Here is a 14,877-nt window from a genome sequence, read left to right as displayed (position 1 = left end):
GTCCGCGAGGATCGGCTCAGCGCTCCGGGTAGCTCGCCTGGGGCGCGGTGATCTCGTCCAGCACGACGACGATCTCGGGCGGCAGGCGCAGGTCGTCGACCGCCAGCGCACCGCGCAGCTGCGCGGCGGTGCGGGCGCCGACCACCGCGCTGGCGACACCCGGCCGTGAGGTGACCCACGCGAGCGCCACCTCCAGCGGTGTGCGGTCCAGGCCCGACGCGGCCATGACGACCGCGTCGACGACACCTGCCGCGTCGGCAGTCAGGTAGGGCTGCACGAACCCCGCGAGGTGCGCCGTGGCGGCGCGGGAGTCCGACGGGATCGTCCGGCGGTACTTGCCGGTGAGCACCCCGCGCCCCAGCGGCGACCACGCGAGCAGCCCGGCACCCAGCGACGAGCACGCCGGCAGCACCTCCCGCTCGACGCCCCGCTGCAGCAGCGAGTACTCCGCCTCCACGGCCGCGAGGCCGGGGTCTGCCTCCAGGAGCGTCGCGGCCCGCGCCACCTGCCAGCCGGCGTGGTTCGACAGGCCCACGTAGCGGGCCTTGCCCACGTGCACGGCGTGCCGCAGCGCCGAGACCGTCTCCTCCAGCGGCGTGCGCGGGTCCGGCGTCGCGAGCCACAGGTCGACGCGGTCGGTCCGTAGCCGGCGCAGCGAGGCGTCGAGGCTGTCGAGCAGCGCGCCGCGCGACGCGTCGACGACACCGCCGGCCGGGGTGCGCCGGACGCCGGCCTTGGTGCAGATCACCACGTCCTCGCGGTCCGCGACGTCACCGAGGAGGTTCCCCAGGAGCTCCTCCGCACCCCCGTCGGCGTACGACGCGGAGGTGTCGACGAGGGTCCCGCCCGCCTCGACGAAGTCGCGCAGCTGGTCGGCGGCCTCGTGGTCGTCGGTGTCGCGGCTCCACGTCATGGTCCCGAGGCCGAGCGACGAGACGCGCAGGCCCGTGCGGCCCAGACGGCGGTGCTCCATGGGGCGTCACCCTAGCCGCGCCCGGAGGGCGACCGGAGACCGACGTGCCGTGCCATCGCGCCCGGCACGGCAGCGCTATCGTTGCGCCTCGTGGCAACGGGCATCGGTACAGGTGAGGCGATCTTCCTCGGGCTGGTGCAGGGGCTGACCGAGTTCCTGCCCGTCTCCTCGAGCGCGCACCTGCGCATCTTCGGCGAGCTCGTGGGGTCGGGGGACCCCGGGGCGGCGTTCACGGCGATCACGCAGCTGGGTACCGAGACCGCGGTGCTGCTGTACTTCCGCCGCGACATCAAGCGCATCGTCCTGGCCTGGTGGGCGGCGCTGCGCGGCGCCTACGGCACGGACTGGCGCTCACGCGCGGGCATGCCGACCGGGCAGCCGTCGGACCGCGACGCGCTGATGGGCTGGTTCATCATCCTGGGCTCGGTGCCCATCGTGGTCCTGGGGCTCGCGTTCCAGGACGCCATCGAGCGCCCGTTCCGCAACCTGTGGCTCGTCGCGCTGACGCTCGCCGGGTTCGCGCTCGTCCTCGGCTGGGCGGACCGGCGCGGCGCCAAGACGCGACGTCTCGAGGAGCTGACGCCGCGGCACGCGCTGGCCTTCGGGTTCTGGCAGGCGCTCGCGCTCGTGCCCGGTGTCTCGCGCTCGGGCGGCACCATCACCGGTGGCCTGCTCATGGGCTACACGCGTGAGGCCGCGGCCCGCTACTCCTTCCTCCTGGCGATCCCCGCGGTGTTCGGCTCAGGCCTGTTCCAGCTGGTCAAGAGCGTCGGCGACTTCGGCGAGGCCGGCACGCCCGGCTTCGGGGCGACGCTCGTCGCCACGCTCGTGGCGTTCGTCGTGGGGTACGTCGTCATCATCGCGTTCCTCAAGATCGTCTCGACCTTCAGCTACGCGCCGTTCGTGTACTACCGCCTGGTCCTGGCGCTCGTGGTCGTGCTGCTCCTGCTGACCGGCGTCCTCGAGCCCGTGAGCGCCCCGGCCAACGCCTGACGCGCGCGGCCGGCCCGAGCGGTCGACGTCACGTGGCACGCGTCCGTCGTGCGTCGGGCACCCCCGGCCGCGCCGGTTAGGCTTCCGACGTGCTCACCTGGCCCGCTCCGCAGATCCCTCGACTGCCCGGGACCGGTGAGCCGGTCCGGGTGCTCGACACCGCCACCGGCCAGCTCGTGGTGGCCGCACCGGGCCCCGAGGCGCGGCTCTACGTGTGCGGGATCACGCCGTACGACGCGACCCACCTGGGCCACGCCGCGACGTACGTCGCGTTCGACGTCCTCGTGCGCGCGTGGCGCGACGCGGGGCAGCGCGTGACGTACGCGTCCAACGTCACCGACGTCGACGACCCGCTGCTCGAGCGTGCCACGGCCACCGGCGTCGACTGGCGCGCGCTCGCCGCGGACCAGACGGCGCTGTACGCGTCCGACATGACGAGCCTCGGCGTCGTCCCGCCCGACGTGTACCGCGGTGTCGTCGAGTCGGTCCCGCAGGTCGTCGCTGCGGTCGAGCTCCTGCTGGCGCGCGGTGCGGCCTACCGGCTGCCGGCGCCCGACGGCGGCGACGACGTGTACGCCGACCTGTCCGCCGACGCGGCGTTCGGGTCGGTCGCGGGGCTCGACGCGGCCGCGATGCTGGCGCTGAGCGCCGAGCGCGGCGGCGACCCCGACCGGCCGGGCAAGCGCTCGCCCCTCGACCCGCTGCTGTGGCGCGCGGAGCGTCCCGGGGAGCCGGCGTGGGACGCGCCCGGCCTCGGGCGCGGCCGTCCCGGGTGGCACATCGAGTGCTCCGTGATCGCCCGCGACGGCCTTGGCGTGCCGTTCGACGTGCAGGGCGGCGGATCGGACCTGGCGTTCCCGCACCACGAGTGCAGCGCGTCGCACCTGCGTCTGCTGGACGCGGGGGAGTCGGCGCGCGCGCACGTGCACACCGGGATGGTCGGCTACGAGGGCCACAAGATGAGCAAGTCGCGCGGCAACCTCGTCCTCGTCTCGCGCCTGATCGCCGACGGGGTCGAGCCGATGGCGGTCCGCCTCGCCGTGCTGGCGCACCGCTACCGCGAGGACTGGGAGTGGACCGACGAGGGCCTGCTGGCCGCGCAGCAGCGGGTGGTCACGTGGCGTCGGGCGCTGGCCGGCAACGGCGGCCCGGACGCCGGACCCGTGCTCGCGGGGATCCGCGCGGCGGTCGCCGACGACCTCGACACGCCCCGCGCGCTCGCGACCGTCGACGCCTGGGCCGTCACGGCTCTGGCCGGCGAGGTGCCGTTCCACGAAGGCGCACCCGGGCTGGTCGCCCGGGCGGTCGACGCCCTGCTGGGCGTGCGGATGTGAGGTCGCCCGCGAGCGACCGCCGGACGACCCGTCAGCCGCCCGTGCCCTTGTCGCGACGGCGCAGGTAGCGCTCGAACTCCTGAGCGATGGCCTCGCCGCTCGCCTCGGGGAGCTCGGCGGTGTCCTTCGCCTCCTCGAGCTGGCGCACGTACTCGCCGATCTCGGAGTCCTCGCCGGCCAGCTCGTCGACGCCGAGCTGCCACGCCGTCGCGTCCTCCGGCAGCTCGGCCAGCGGCACGGGCTCACCGATGAGCGCCTCGATGCGGTGCAGGATCGCGAGGGTCGCCTTGGGGGACGGGGGAGCCGCGACGTAGTGCGGCACGGCCGCCCACAGGGACAACGCCTGCATGCCGCGCGCCGCGGCCTCGTGCTGCAGCACCCCGACGATGCCCGTCGGCCCCTCGTACGTGTTGGGCTCGAGGCCCATGAGCTCGCGGACGTTCGCGTCCTCGCTGGTCGCGTTGACCGGGATGGGCCGGGTGTGCGGCACGTCGGCGAGCAGGGCTCCCACCGTGACGATGGTGCGCACGCCGAGACCGGCCGCGATGTCGAGCAGCTCGCCGCAGTACCTCCGCCAGCGCATCGACGGCTCGATGCCGTGGACGAGCACGACCTGGCGTCCGGAGCGCGGCGTCGTCGCGACGGCCACCGCGGTCGTGGGCCACGTGATCTCGCGCGTGCCGTCGGGTCCCAGGCCGACCACCGGCCGGTTCACCTGGAAGTCGTGGTAGTCCTCGGGATCCAGCTCGTCGACCTGCTCGGCGCCCCACACGTCGTGCAGGTGCTCCAGGGCCGTGGTCGCCGCGCTGCCCGCGTCGTTCCACCCTTCGAACGCCGCGAGCATGACCGTCTCACGGGCCGGCAGGTCGGGGGCTGCATGGTCGTTCACCGTCCCAGCCTAGGGCGCGAGCGCGCTCCCGGCCGGACGCCGCGGGTGCGGCGGCGCGCGCGGGTACTCTCGTGCGATCCCCGCTCGACCCCGCACGCACCAGGAGACCACCCTGAGCACCCTCGCCGACCGCGCCTCCCACGACGCCCACGACGTCCCGCTGGAGGCCTCGCGCCCCGGGCCCGAGCGGGCGCTGCCCGCGGCGGTGCTGTGGGACATGGACGGCACGCTGATCGACACCGAGCCGTACTGGATGGCGGCCGAGATCGAGCTGGTCGAGGCGCACGGCGGCGTGTGGACGCGCCAGGACGCGGTCGCGATGATCGGCAGCTCGATGGACGTCTCCGCGGGCCTGCTGCAGGCGGCGGGCGTGGCGCTGTCGGTCGCGGAGATCGCGGACGCGCTCAACTCCTCGGTGCGCGCGGCGGTCGCAGCCGGGATCCCGTGGCAGGCGGGCGCCCACGAGGCGCTGCGTGCCCTGCACGAGGCCGGTGTGCCGCTGGCGCTGGTGACGTCGTCGTTCGAGGTCGTCGCAGCGCCCTTCGCGCGGACGGTGGGCCTGTTCGACGTCGTGGTCAGCGGTGACACCGTCGCGCGGCCCAAGCCGCACCCCGAGCCGTACCTGACGGCGGCCCGGCTGCTGGGCGTCGACATCGCGGACTGCGTGGCCTTCGAGGACTCCCGGTCCGGGCTGGCGTCCGCCGTGGCGAGCGGTGCGCGGGTCGTCGCCGTCGACTCCCACGTCGTGCTCGACCCGCCGGCCGGTGTGTCGCGCACGTCGACGCTGGAGAGCTTCGACCTCGAGACGATCGCGCGCGTGGCCGCGGGGGAGACGCTCGACCTGCGAGACCGTCAGGGCGGTGCCCGCCCGGTCTGACGCGCGCGCCCGGCGTCAGGCCGCCGGCGCGGGCGTCACCCCGATCGCCCGCTGGACGGCGCCCTCGGGGACCGGCGGTGGTGTCCCGCCGAACGACGGGCACCGGTCGCGGAACGAGCACCAGTCGCACAGGCGCGACGGTCGCGGGCGCCAGTCGCCCGAGCGGGCGGTGTCCTCGATGCCGGCCCAGATGGAGCGCACGCGCGCCTCGAGGGTGTGCATCTCGGACTCGGTCGGCTCGTGGGTGACGACCACGCCGTCGCCCAGGTAGGCGAGCTGGAGACGCTTGGGCAGGACGCCGCGCGACCGCCACACGACGTACGCGTAGAACCGCATCTGGAACAGCGCGGAGCTCTCGAAACCCGCGCGGGGGGACCGGCCCGTCTTGTAGTCGACGACGCGCACCCAGCCGTTCGGGGCCACGTCGACCCGGTCGACCACGCCGCGCAGCCGCGGGCCGTCCTCGAGGTCGTGGAGCACCTGCAGCTCGCGCGCGCGGGGCTCGATCCGCGTGGGGTCCTCGAGCGTGAACCAGGTCGCGAGCAACCGCTCCGCCCCCGCGAGGAACTCCGCCCGCTCGGCGTCGGTGGTGTGCAGGTCGGCGCAGCGCGGGTCCTGCTCGAGCTGTTCGGCCCAGCGCTCCGGGAGGGCCGCGCACGCGGCCTCGAGCGTCCGCTCGGCAGCCGGCAGGTCGAAGAGCCGCTCGAGCACCGCGTGCACGAGCGTGCCGCGGGCGGCCGCGGGCGACGCGGGCTCGGGCAGGCGGTCCACCACCCGGAAGCGGTACAGCAGCGGGCACTGGAGATAGTCGTTGGCGCGCGACGGCGACAGGCCCGGCACACGCGGCTCGGTGGGCGGGGCGCCGACCTCGCCGGTCCCGCCGTTCGACGCTGCGGGCGTCGACGCAGAGGCCGACCCGTCGATGCCGGGGTCCCGCTCGGTGTCCACGCTCACGCGACGAGCCTAGGCGCCGCCGCCGACACGACCGGCCGGCCCGGGCGGCGCGGAACGTAGGCTGACCGACGTGAGTGCACCCCGACCTGCGCGTCCTCCCGGCTGGGTGCTCGGTCACGTCGCCGGAGCCCCCGTCGTCCTGGCCCCGAGCTGGCTGCTCGCTGCCGTCGTCCTGACGCTCGTGTTCGCGCCCAGCGTGCAGACGTGGACTGGCGGCGGCGGTGCACTGCCGTACGTCGTGGCCCTCGTGTTCGTCGTCCTGCTGTTCGCCTCCGTGCTGGTCCACGAGCTCGCGCACGGCCTGGTGGCCAAGGCGCGCGGGCAGCAGCCGCAGGCCTTCGTCCTGACGCTGTGGGGCGGTCACACCACGTTCGGCGGCGCCGCGGCCACACCCGCCACGAGCGCGCTCGTCGCGGTCGTGGGTCCCGTGGCCAACCTCGTGCTCGCCGCCGCGTTCCTGCTGGTGGCGGACCACGCCGTGCCGGAGGGCACGCTGCTGCAGACGGTGCTGTGGGCCGGCGCGGTCGCCAACGGCTTCGTCGGCCTCTTCAACCTCGTGCCCGGGCTGCCGCTCGACGGCGGCCGCATCCTCGAGGCCGGGGTGTGGGCGGCTACGGGCGACCGGCACCGCGGCAGCGTGGTGGCCGGGTGGACCGGGCGCGCCGTCGCGGTCGGCGTCGTCCTGGTCGCGCTGGTCCGCCCCTTCCTCGCCGGGACCAGCCCGGACCTCGCGACGGTCGCCTGGTCGGCGCTCATCGGTGCGTTCCTGTGGTCCGGCGCCTCGGCCGCCGTGCGTGCCGGCCGGACCGGCCGGGTCGTGGACGGGCTGACCGTGGCGAGCGTGGGATGCCCGACCGTCGTCGTCGGCGCGCAGGCGTCGCTCGCGCAGGCGCGGGCGACCGCCGCCGCGGCCGACGTGGCCGACGTCGTCGTGCTTGCCCCCGACGGTCGCCCCGCCGCCTACGTGGACACCGAGGCGGCCGCCCGCGTGCCGGCGGAGCTGGCCGGCACCACCACCGTCGTCGCGGTCTCGACGCCGCTGCCCGTCGGCGCGGTGGTCGACGGGTCGCTGACCGGTGACGCGCTGCTGCGCGCGCTGTCGGCGGCGTCCTCGCACGGGCCCGTGATCGCTGCGCTCGTCGACGGGCGGGTCGTGGCGCTCGTGCGGACGGCCGACGTCGTGGCGGCGCTGCGGGGCTGACGCCTGACCGGCGGCAGTGCACGCAGAGCGCTGGCACCGCGAGCGGTCAGGTCCAGGGCAAGGTTGCTCTGGTCTCTTTCATCCAGGCCTACCGTTGCAAACAGATCGGTTGCAATGGTGTGATTCAAAGAGCTCGACCGTAGCAACTGAGGGAGTCTCATGGCCGTCCGTCGTGGTGGACCAGGTCGGATGAGTCGCCAAGCCGTGTATCGCTCCCTCGACGAGGCGATCTCGGAGGTCCGGGACCAGCTCGGGGGTCTGCCTTCGCCCGCGGAGGCCCGCGCCATCTGGGACGAGCTGTGGGTGCACGACGCGCACAACTCGACGGCCATCGAGGGCAACACGTTGGTGCTGCGTGAGGTCCAACAGCTCCTTCACGAAGGACGCGCGGTCGGTGACCGGCAGCTCGCCGAGTACATGGAGGTCAAGGGCTACGCAGACGCCGCGCGGTGGGTGTACAGCCAGGCGGTCGTGCCGGACCTTCTCGGCGACGGTGAGCTGCTGACGATCACCGAGGTGCGGTACGTGCACCGCATGGCGATGACACCGGTGTGGGACGTCGCACCGCACCCGGATGCCGGACCTCACGAGGGGCCCGGCAACTTTCGCCGGCATGACATCCACTCGTTCCCCGGTGGGATGAAGCCACCGTCGCATGCTCTCGTCGAGCCGCGCCTGAGGGACTGGCTCGACAGCGTCGAGGCGGTGCGCGCATCGGCCGCGCACCCGATGGAGGCGATCGCTGCCATCCATGCAGCTTTCGAGCAGGTCCACCCGTTCATCGACGGGAACGGGCGGACCGGGCGGCTGCTGATGAACCTGATCCTGTGCCGCTTGGGGTATGCGCCGGCGATCATCCAGAAGAGAGAGCGCGAGCGCTACCTGCGCGCACTGCGTCAGGCGGACGCGGGCAACCACGGGCCGCTCGCCGAGCAGATCGCCCGTGCGGTGCTGGACAACATCCTGCGCTTCGTGGTGCCTGCCCTGGCAGGACCCGAGCGCCTGGTCCCGCTCGCATCACTCGCGACACCCGAGGTCAGCCACCTCGCCCTGCGCAACGCTGCGCAACGGGGCCGGCTCAAGGCGCAGCGTGCCGAGAACGGGCAGTGGCGCAGCAGTCGAGCGTGGGTCGATGAGTACATCGCGTCGAAGTACAGGTCCGCAGCGCGCGGCTGAAGCGTGGCGTCCTCACCAGCGTCCCTGCACAGGGGTCAGGTGCGATGAAGTCGCTTGCCAGCGTGCTCTCAGCAGTCAGGCGGTGTGGGTCTGTCGGTGCACAGGTCGGCGACGAGGCGGCTGGTGCGTTCTTCGACGGTGAAGGGTGGGGAGGTGGTGGTGGTGTTGGCGGTGCCGTTGATGTCGCGCCAGATGGGTGAGCCGTCGATCTGGTAGCGGCCGGTCCATTCGGCGTTCAGGGTGATGGTGGTGGTGCCGGGGGTCTCGTACTCGTGGAAGACGTCGTGGTGGGGGTAGGGGTGGCCCGGTGATCGGGTGCTCAGGGTGTGGCCGTCGCCGAAGTCGTAGGTCCAGCGGGTGGGGGTGGCCTCCACGGTGACGCCGATTCCGAGGAGCTCGGTGCGCAGGGTCACGGGAGTGGGGTCGGTGGAGACGATGGTCTCGATGTTGACCAGGACCCAGCCGCGGTCCGGTTGGAGAGTCAGAGCCGGGGTTGGCAGGGGGAGCAGCCGGAAGTCGGCCTCGGTCAGGACGGGCAGCAGGTCGACCCCGCAGCCCCCGGCATCGATCTGCTCCCAGGGGCCCCATGCCGCCGCGGGTGTGGCGCGGGTCTGGCGCCACATCGGTAGGACCATGCTGTCGCCGTCCTCGCACTGCTGGATCACCCCGGCGAGGTTGGCGAGCTCGGGACAGGTGCCGTCCGCCGAGCCGCGAGTCCACAGCCCGGCGGCTTCGCGGCACAACGGTGCTCGTTCGTAACGGAAGAGCTGTAGTTCTGGCGGGATGGCGCGGTTCTCCCGAGCAAGCTGCTCTGAGCGGTCGGCGGAAAGACGAACATGGTCGTTGGTAGCGCGACCGTCGAAGCCCTCTCCTGCCCAGGCGCCGCTGCATGAGCAGATAAGTAGCACCGTCGTGACAACCAGGGTGACGACAGTCTTCCTCATTCGCTGACTACCGGTTCGACTCCGATGGAATCAATGGTCCAGTCGCCGTTCCATGTCATCGCGAAGTCGAAGTCGTACGTCCCGCCATCGCTCGTCTGCGTCTCGTTGCCCGAGGTGTCGACTTCGATGGTGGGCGGTTGGATCACGCGAAGGCGCGCCGTGAACCATTCTCCGGGTTTTAGTTCGAGGCCCTCTGCTGACTTGATCTCGACCGGCGTACCGCCGCGTCGTCCCGAGGCCGCGACCGCCTCGGCGTCAGCGGCCGCGTCGAGGCAGAACGCACAGGTGGGCGCCGACATCTGGCGCCATGTGCTCGTGTCGCCTGTTGCGTACATGTAGACGTACAGCGAGATGAAGTAGCTCGCCGCCGCCGCCGCGCCGTCGGCACTCGGTGTCGCCATCGCCTCGGGTCGCTTCGGTGGCACGGTGACGTCCAGCGTCGGCGAGGGTGTGGGCGACGGGCTCGGTGTCGCCGTCTCCATCGCTGTCGACTCTTCCGTGCTGGTGTCAGCGGGCGCGGTGTCGGTCGTGCACCCCGAGACCAGCAACCCGACCGCGACCGCGGCGACGGCGATCGGTTCAAGCATGCGCATGTCCGGAAGGTACTGGTTCGCAGCGGTTCGGTCGGCCGGTCGTCTCGCATCTGTGGACAGCTGCGCGCGTGACGGCGCGGTCAGCCGGCTGCGTCGCCGCCCGTCGTCCGACCTCCAGTCCCTCCCGATCACGGAGCTCGACGGCAAACCCTCCGGCTGGGCGACGGGTGACCGCGCTGAGCGCACCGTGCCTCCCGAGAAGGACCCGCCCGCGCCGCCGCACCGAGAGATGCTCGAACTGACGGAGTACCCGGCGTGGCTGATGCGGGTCGGTCCTCATGAACCACAACACCTAGACTCGGCGCCCGTGACCACCCACGACGCCGCCGTGCCCGCACCGACCGGGGCCGCCCAGCGGCGCGGACCCTTCCGTACCGGTGAGCGGGTGCAGCTCACCGACCCGCGGGGACGCCTGCACACGATCACGCTGCAGCCCGACGGCAGCTTCCACACGCACCGCGGCTACCTGCGGCACAGCGAGCTCATCGGGGCCTCCGAGGGTGTGGTGGTGCAGAACACCACCGGCATCGAGTACCTGGCGCTGCGGCCCCTGCTGGCGGACCACGTCCTGTCGATGCCGCGCGGCGCCGCCGTGGTGTACCCCAAGGACGCGGGCCAGATCGTCACGATGGGTGACGTGTTCCCCGGGGCGACCGTGGTGGAGGCCGGGGTCGGCTCGGGCGGTCTGACGCTGTCCCTGCTGCGCGCCGTGGGTGACCGCGGCCGTCTGGTCTCCGTCGAGCGGCGCGAGGACTTCGCCGCGATCGCGCGCGGCAACGTCGAGTCGTTCTTCGGCGGTGCGCACCCCGCGTGGGACCTGCGCCTCGGGGACCTCGCCGACGTGCTCCCGAACGCCGCCGAGCCGGGGTCCGTGGACCGCGTCGTGCTCGACATGCTCGCGCCGTGGGAGAACCTCGACGCGGTGGCCGCCGCCCTCGCGCCCGGTGGCGTGCTGGTCTGCTACGTCGCGACGACCACGCAGCTCTCGCGGCTCGCCGAGGACGTGCGCAGCGACGGCCGCTACACCGAGCCCGAGGCGTGGGAGTCCATGGTCCGCGGGTGGCACCTCGAGGGCCTGGCGGTCCGCCCGCAGCACCGCATGATCGGGCACACCGGCTTCCTCCTGACGACCCGGCGCCTGGCGGACGGCGTCGAGCCGCCGCACCGCAAGCGGCGCCCGGCCAAGGGCTCCTACCCGGTCGCCGAGGACGGCACGCCGGCCACGGACACCGAGCTGTGGTCGCCCGAGGCGATGGGCGAGCGCGAGACGTCGGCCAAGAAGATCCGCCGTGCCCGCCGCGAGCTGCACGTCGCGCCCGAGGACCTCGGCCCGCAGGGGCCCGCGACGGGGGAGTGACCCCGCCGGTGCCCGCCGCCGCACCGTGGCCGTCCGGGCGTCCACGGTGCGGGACGCCCGGACGACATGCGGCGCGGGCCGCGCGGCCTGTTGACACGGACGGTTAGGGTCGTCGGACCAGCAGGCACAGCGACGTGCACGATGGGCCGCAGGACGGGTCCATCGCGACGCGGAACGGAGGCCGACCACCATGACCGAACCCGCTGCCCCTGGACGAGACGTGCAACGCGAGCTCACGGTGCTCGCCGCGAAGAACGAACGGCTCAGCGAGGCCCTCGTCGCGGCGCGCGAGCAGATCCTCGAGCTCAAGCGCCAGGTGGACGACCTGGCCAAGCCGCCGGGCACCTACGCGACGTTCCTCGGGGCGCGTGAGGACGGGTCGGTGGACATCGTGTCGGCCGGACGCAAGATGCACGTGGGGGCGAGCCCGTCGCTCGACGTCCAGCACCTGCGCCCCGGCCAGGAGGTCATGCTCAACGAGGCGCTCACGGTCGTCGAGGCGGGCGGCTACGAGCAGGTCGGTGAGATCGTCACGGTCAAGGAGATGCTCGGCGAGGGCCGGGCGCTCGTCGTCGGGCGCGGGGACGAGGAGCGCGTCGTCCGGTTCGCCGGCCAGGTCGCCGACGGCCGCGTGCGCGTCGGCGACGCCCTGACGATCGACCCGCGCAGCGGCTTCGTCTTCGAGGTGATCCCGCGGGCGGAGGTCGAGGAGCTGGTCCTCGAGGAGGTCCCGGACATCGACTACACCGACATCGGTGGCCTCGGACCGCAGATCGAGGCCATCCGGGACGCGGTGGAGCTGCCCTTCCTGCACCCCGAGCTGTTCCGCGAGCACGGGCTCAAGCCCCCCAAGGGCGTGCTGCTGTACGGGCCGCCCGGGTGCGGCAAGACGCTCATCGCCAAGGCGGTCGCGCACTCGCTCGCCGCGACGGCCGCGGCCGCACGCGGCGACGACGCATCCGACGCGCGCTCGTTCTTCCTCAACGTCAAGGGCCCCGAGCTGCTCAACAAGTACGTCGGGGAGACCGAGCGGCACATCCGGCTGATCTTCGCCCGGGCCCGCGAGAAGGCGTCGCAGGGGCACCCGGTCGTCGTGTTCTTCGACGAGATGGAGTCGCTCTTCCGCACCCGTGGGACGGGCGTGTCCAGCGACGTCGAGACGACGATCGTGCCGCAGCTGCTCTCGGAGATCGACGGCGTCGAGCGGCTCGACAACGTCATCGTCATCGGGGCGTCGAACCGCGAGGACATGATCGACCCCGCGATCCTGCGGCCGGGACGCCTGGACGTGAAGATCAAGATCGAGCGGCCCGACGCCGAGGGCGCGCGGGAGATCTTCGCCAAGTACCTCACGGCCGACCTGCCGATCCACGGTGACGACGTCGCCGAGCACGGCGGGTCCACGGCCGCGGCGGTCGAGGCCATGATCGCCCGCGTCGTCGAGCGCATGTACTCGGAGGCCGACGAGAACCGCTTCCTCGAGGTGACGTACGCCAGCGGCGACAAGGAGGTCCTGTTCTTCAAGGACTTCAACTCCGGCGCCATGATCCAGAACGTCGTCGACCGCGCCAAGAAGTCGGCGATCAAGGACCTGCTGTCCACCGGTCAGCGGGGCATCCGCGTCGACCACCTGCTCGCGGCCTGCGTCGACGAGTTCAAGGAGAACGAGGACCTGCCGAACACGACGAACCCCGACGACTGGGCGCGGATCTCGGGCAAGAAGGGCGAGCGCATCGTGTTCATCCGCACGATCGTGCAGGGCAAGAAGGGCGTCGACGCGTCCCGGACCATCGAGAACGTCACCAGCACCGGCCAGTACCTGTGACGGACCGCGCGTGAGCGGGCACCGGCGTCCCGCGTCCTGACCCCTGGGCACGGGGCGCCGGTCCGCAGCGCGGCACCTAGTGTGGGCGCCGTGACCGTGCGGCGCGTGATGGGGATCGAGACGGAGTACGGCGTCCTGCAGCCGGGGCGTCCGCTGGCCAACCCGATGCTCCTGTCGAGCCACGTCGTGGCGGTGCACGGCGCGGCGCGCGAGGCGGGACGGGTGCGGGCGCGCTGGGACTACGACGACGAGGACCCGCTGCACGACGCCCGGGGCTTCCACCTGGACCGTGCGGCCGCGCACCCGTCGATGCTCACGGACTCGCCGACCGTCGCCGCGCCCCCGGGCAACGGGCCCCAGGAGATGCCGCGCTCGGCGGTGGAGGAGTACGAGGACCCCGGCGCGGCCAACGTCATCCTCACCAACGGCGCGCGCCTGTACGTCGACCACGCGCACCCCGAGTACTCGTCGCCCGAGGTCACGACGCCGCTCGACGCGGTGCGGTGGGATCGCGCGGGCGAGCTCGTCATGCTCGAGTCGGTGCGGCGGCTGGCCGCCAACCCGGCCCTGCCGGACGTGAACCTCTACAAGAACAACGTCGACGGCAAGGGCGCCACGTACGGCACCCACGAGAACTACCTCGTCGACCGCGCGGTGCCGTTCGGCGACCTCGCCGCGCGGCTCACGCCGTTCCTCGTGACCCGCCAGGTCTTCACCGGTGCCGGCCGCGTCGGCCTGGGTCAGCGCGCCGAGCACCCGGGCTTCCAGCTCTCGCAGCGTGCCGACTACATCGAGGCGGAGGTCGGCCTGGAGACGACGCTGCGCCGACCCATCGTCAACACGCGCGACGAGCCCCACGCCGACCCGGCCCGCTGGCGGCGCCTGCACGTCATCATCGGCGACGCCACGATGCTCGAGGTCTCGACCTACCTGCGGCTCGGCACGACGTCGCTCGTGCTGTGGCTGGTGGAGCAGGCGCAGGCCGGCGGCGCGGCCCGCGGGATCGCCCGGAGCGTCGACCGCCTCGCCCTGCGGGACCCCGTGCAGGCCGTGCACCGCGTGAGCCACGACCTGTCCCTCACCGAGCGCCTCGAGCTGGCCGACGGTCGACGGCTGACGGCGCTGCAGGTCCAGGCCGAGTACCTGGCGGCGGTGCGCAGCGCGCTGGACGCGGCCGGGGAGGTGCCCGACGACCAGACGCGCGACGTCCTGGACCGCTGGGAGTCCCTGCTGCACCGCCTGGGCGAGGAGCCGGCGTCGTGCGCCCGTGAGGTCGAGTGGCTCGCCAAGCTGCGCCTGCTGGACGGCATGCGGCGGCGCGACCAGCTCGCGTGGGATCACCCGCGCCTCGCGGCCGTCGACCTGCAGTGGTCCGACGTGCGCCCCGAGCGGGGGCTGTACCACCGGCTCGTCGCGGCCGGTGCCGTGGAGCTGCTCGTGACGCCCGAGCAGGTCGAGGACGCCGTCCGGCACCCGCCGCAGGACACGCGCGCGTACTTCCGCGGGGAGGCCGTCGCGCGCTACGGCGGCCAGATCTCCGCCGCGAGCTGGGACTCCGTGGTGTTCGACGTGCCCGGCGCCCAGACGCTGCAGCGCGTGCCGATGCGCGATCCGCTGCGCGGCACCCGGGCGCACGTCGGCGAGCTGCTCGACCGCAGCCCGGACGCCCGCGCGCTGCTGGCGGCGCTGGGCGGTTGACCGACGCCGCGCTCGTCCCCGCACCCCCGTCCGAGCGGTCTTGGGCCTAGGGTGGGCACGCGG

The 14,877-nt window shown here is 73.2% G+C and carries 13 protein-coding genes; 8 read left to right on the top strand and 5 right to left on the bottom strand.

Annotation, left to right across the window (positions count from 1 at the left end; translation table 11 throughout):
• Positions 1 to 16: 16 nt before the first annotated feature.
• Entirely contained in the window at positions 17 to 973 is a 957-nt protein-coding gene (locus KKR89_RS10180; RefSeq protein WP_208195243.1) for an aldo/keto reductase, read from the bottom strand.
• 102 nt (positions 974 to 1,075) lie between these two features.
• On the opposite strand from KKR89_RS10180, the gene KKR89_RS10175 reads away from it, so the two are divergent.
• Together KKR89_RS10175 and mshC are read left to right on the top strand one after the other, a co-directional pair.
• Positions 1,076 to 1,966, top strand: coding sequence for an undecaprenyl-diphosphate phosphatase (locus KKR89_RS10175; protein ID WP_208195733.1), 891 nt, complete (start codon positions 1,076 to 1,078; stop codon positions 1,964 to 1,966).
• Between the two features lie 89 nt (positions 1,967 to 2,055).
• Positions 2,056 to 3,300, top strand: coding sequence for a cysteine--1-D-myo-inosityl 2-amino-2-deoxy-alpha-D-glucopyranoside ligase (mshC, locus tag KKR89_RS10170; protein ID WP_208195242.1), 1,245 nt, complete (start codon positions 2,056 to 2,058; stop codon positions 3,298 to 3,300).
• Between the two features lie 31 nt (positions 3,301 to 3,331).
• On the opposite strand, the gene KKR89_RS10165 is transcribed toward mshC, so the two are convergent.
• Positions 3,332 to 4,189 carry a PAC2 family protein gene (locus KKR89_RS10165; protein ID WP_208195241.1) on the bottom strand — a complete coding sequence of 286 codons (858 nt, stop codon included), beginning with the start codon at positions 4,187 to 4,189 and terminating at the stop codon, positions 3,332 to 3,334.
• A 217-nt stretch (positions 4,190 to 4,406) separates the two neighbouring features.
• Here KKR89_RS10165 and KKR89_RS10160 point away from each other — a divergent pair, with 217 nt between their 5' ends.
• The gene (locus KKR89_RS10160; protein WP_208195240.1) at positions 4,407 to 5,066 is read left to right on the top strand and encodes an HAD family hydrolase; all 660 of its coding nucleotides are present in this window, start codon (positions 4,407 to 4,409) and stop codon (positions 5,064 to 5,066) included.
• A 15-nt stretch (positions 5,067 to 5,081) separates the two neighbouring features.
• Here the strand turns inward: KKR89_RS10160 and KKR89_RS10155 are convergent, their stop codons facing one another.
• Positions 5,082 to 5,906, bottom strand: coding sequence for a RecB family exonuclease (locus tag KKR89_RS10155; RefSeq protein ID WP_251141106.1), 825 nt, complete (start codon positions 5,904 to 5,906; stop codon positions 5,082 to 5,084).
• Positions 5,907 to 6,090: 184 nt separating this feature from the next.
• Here KKR89_RS10155 and KKR89_RS10150 point away from each other — a divergent pair, with 184 nt between their 5' ends.
• Positions 6,091 to 7,221: a site-2 protease family protein gene (locus KKR89_RS10150; protein ID WP_208195239.1), complete on the top strand. Its 1,131-nt coding sequence runs from the start codon at positions 6,091 to 6,093 to the stop codon at positions 7,219 to 7,221.
• Between the two features lie 204 nt (positions 7,222 to 7,425).
• Complete coding sequence (locus tag KKR89_RS18475; protein ID WP_307802201.1) at positions 7,426 to 8,397, top strand: Fic family protein; 972 nt, start codon at positions 7,426 to 7,428, stop codon at positions 8,395 to 8,397.
• A 68-nt stretch (positions 8,398 to 8,465) separates the two neighbouring features.
• Here the strand turns inward: KKR89_RS18475 and KKR89_RS10140 are convergent, their stop codons facing one another.
• Entirely contained in the window at positions 8,466 to 9,341 is an 876-nt protein-coding gene (locus KKR89_RS10140) for a hypothetical protein (RefSeq protein WP_243882221.1), read from the bottom strand.
• Positions 9,338 to 9,934, bottom strand: coding sequence for a DUF6318 family protein (locus tag KKR89_RS10135; protein ID WP_208195237.1), 597 nt, complete (start codon positions 9,932 to 9,934; stop codon positions 9,338 to 9,340). Before KKR89_RS10135 ends, KKR89_RS10140 begins: the two co-directional genes overlap by 4 nt.
• A 307-nt stretch (positions 9,935 to 10,241) precedes the next feature.
• Between KKR89_RS10135 and KKR89_RS10130 the strand changes: the two genes are divergently transcribed.
• The 3 genes from KKR89_RS10130 to dop all read left to right on the top strand — a co-directional run bounded on the left by KKR89_RS10130 (position 10,242) and on the right by dop (position 14,814).
• Positions 10,242 to 11,291, top strand: coding sequence for a tRNA (adenine-N1)-methyltransferase (locus tag KKR89_RS10130; RefSeq protein WP_251140847.1), 1,050 nt, complete (start codon positions 10,242 to 10,244; stop codon positions 11,289 to 11,291).
• A 190-nt stretch (positions 11,292 to 11,481) separates the two neighbouring features.
• On the top strand, positions 11,482 to 13,116 hold the full coding sequence (arc, locus tag KKR89_RS10125; RefSeq protein WP_208195236.1) for a proteasome ATPase: 1,635 nt from the start codon (positions 11,482 to 11,484) through the stop codon (positions 13,114 to 13,116).
• Positions 13,117 to 13,206: 90 nt separating this feature from the next.
• Complete coding sequence (gene dop, locus KKR89_RS10120) at positions 13,207 to 14,814, top strand: depupylase/deamidase Dop (protein ID WP_307802200.1); 1,608 nt, start codon at positions 13,207 to 13,209, stop codon at positions 14,812 to 14,814.
• The last annotated feature ends 63 nt before the right edge of the window (positions 14,815 to 14,877 follow it).

This window comes from Cellulomonas dongxiuzhuiae (genome assembly GCF_018623035.1).
Taxonomy (GTDB): Bacteria; Actinomycetota; Actinomycetes; order Actinomycetales; family Cellulomonadaceae; genus Cellulomonas; species Cellulomonas dongxiuzhuiae.
The sequence above is the reverse complement of the archived record's forward strand: the minus strand, read 5'-3'. Positions and strand labels throughout refer to the sequence as shown.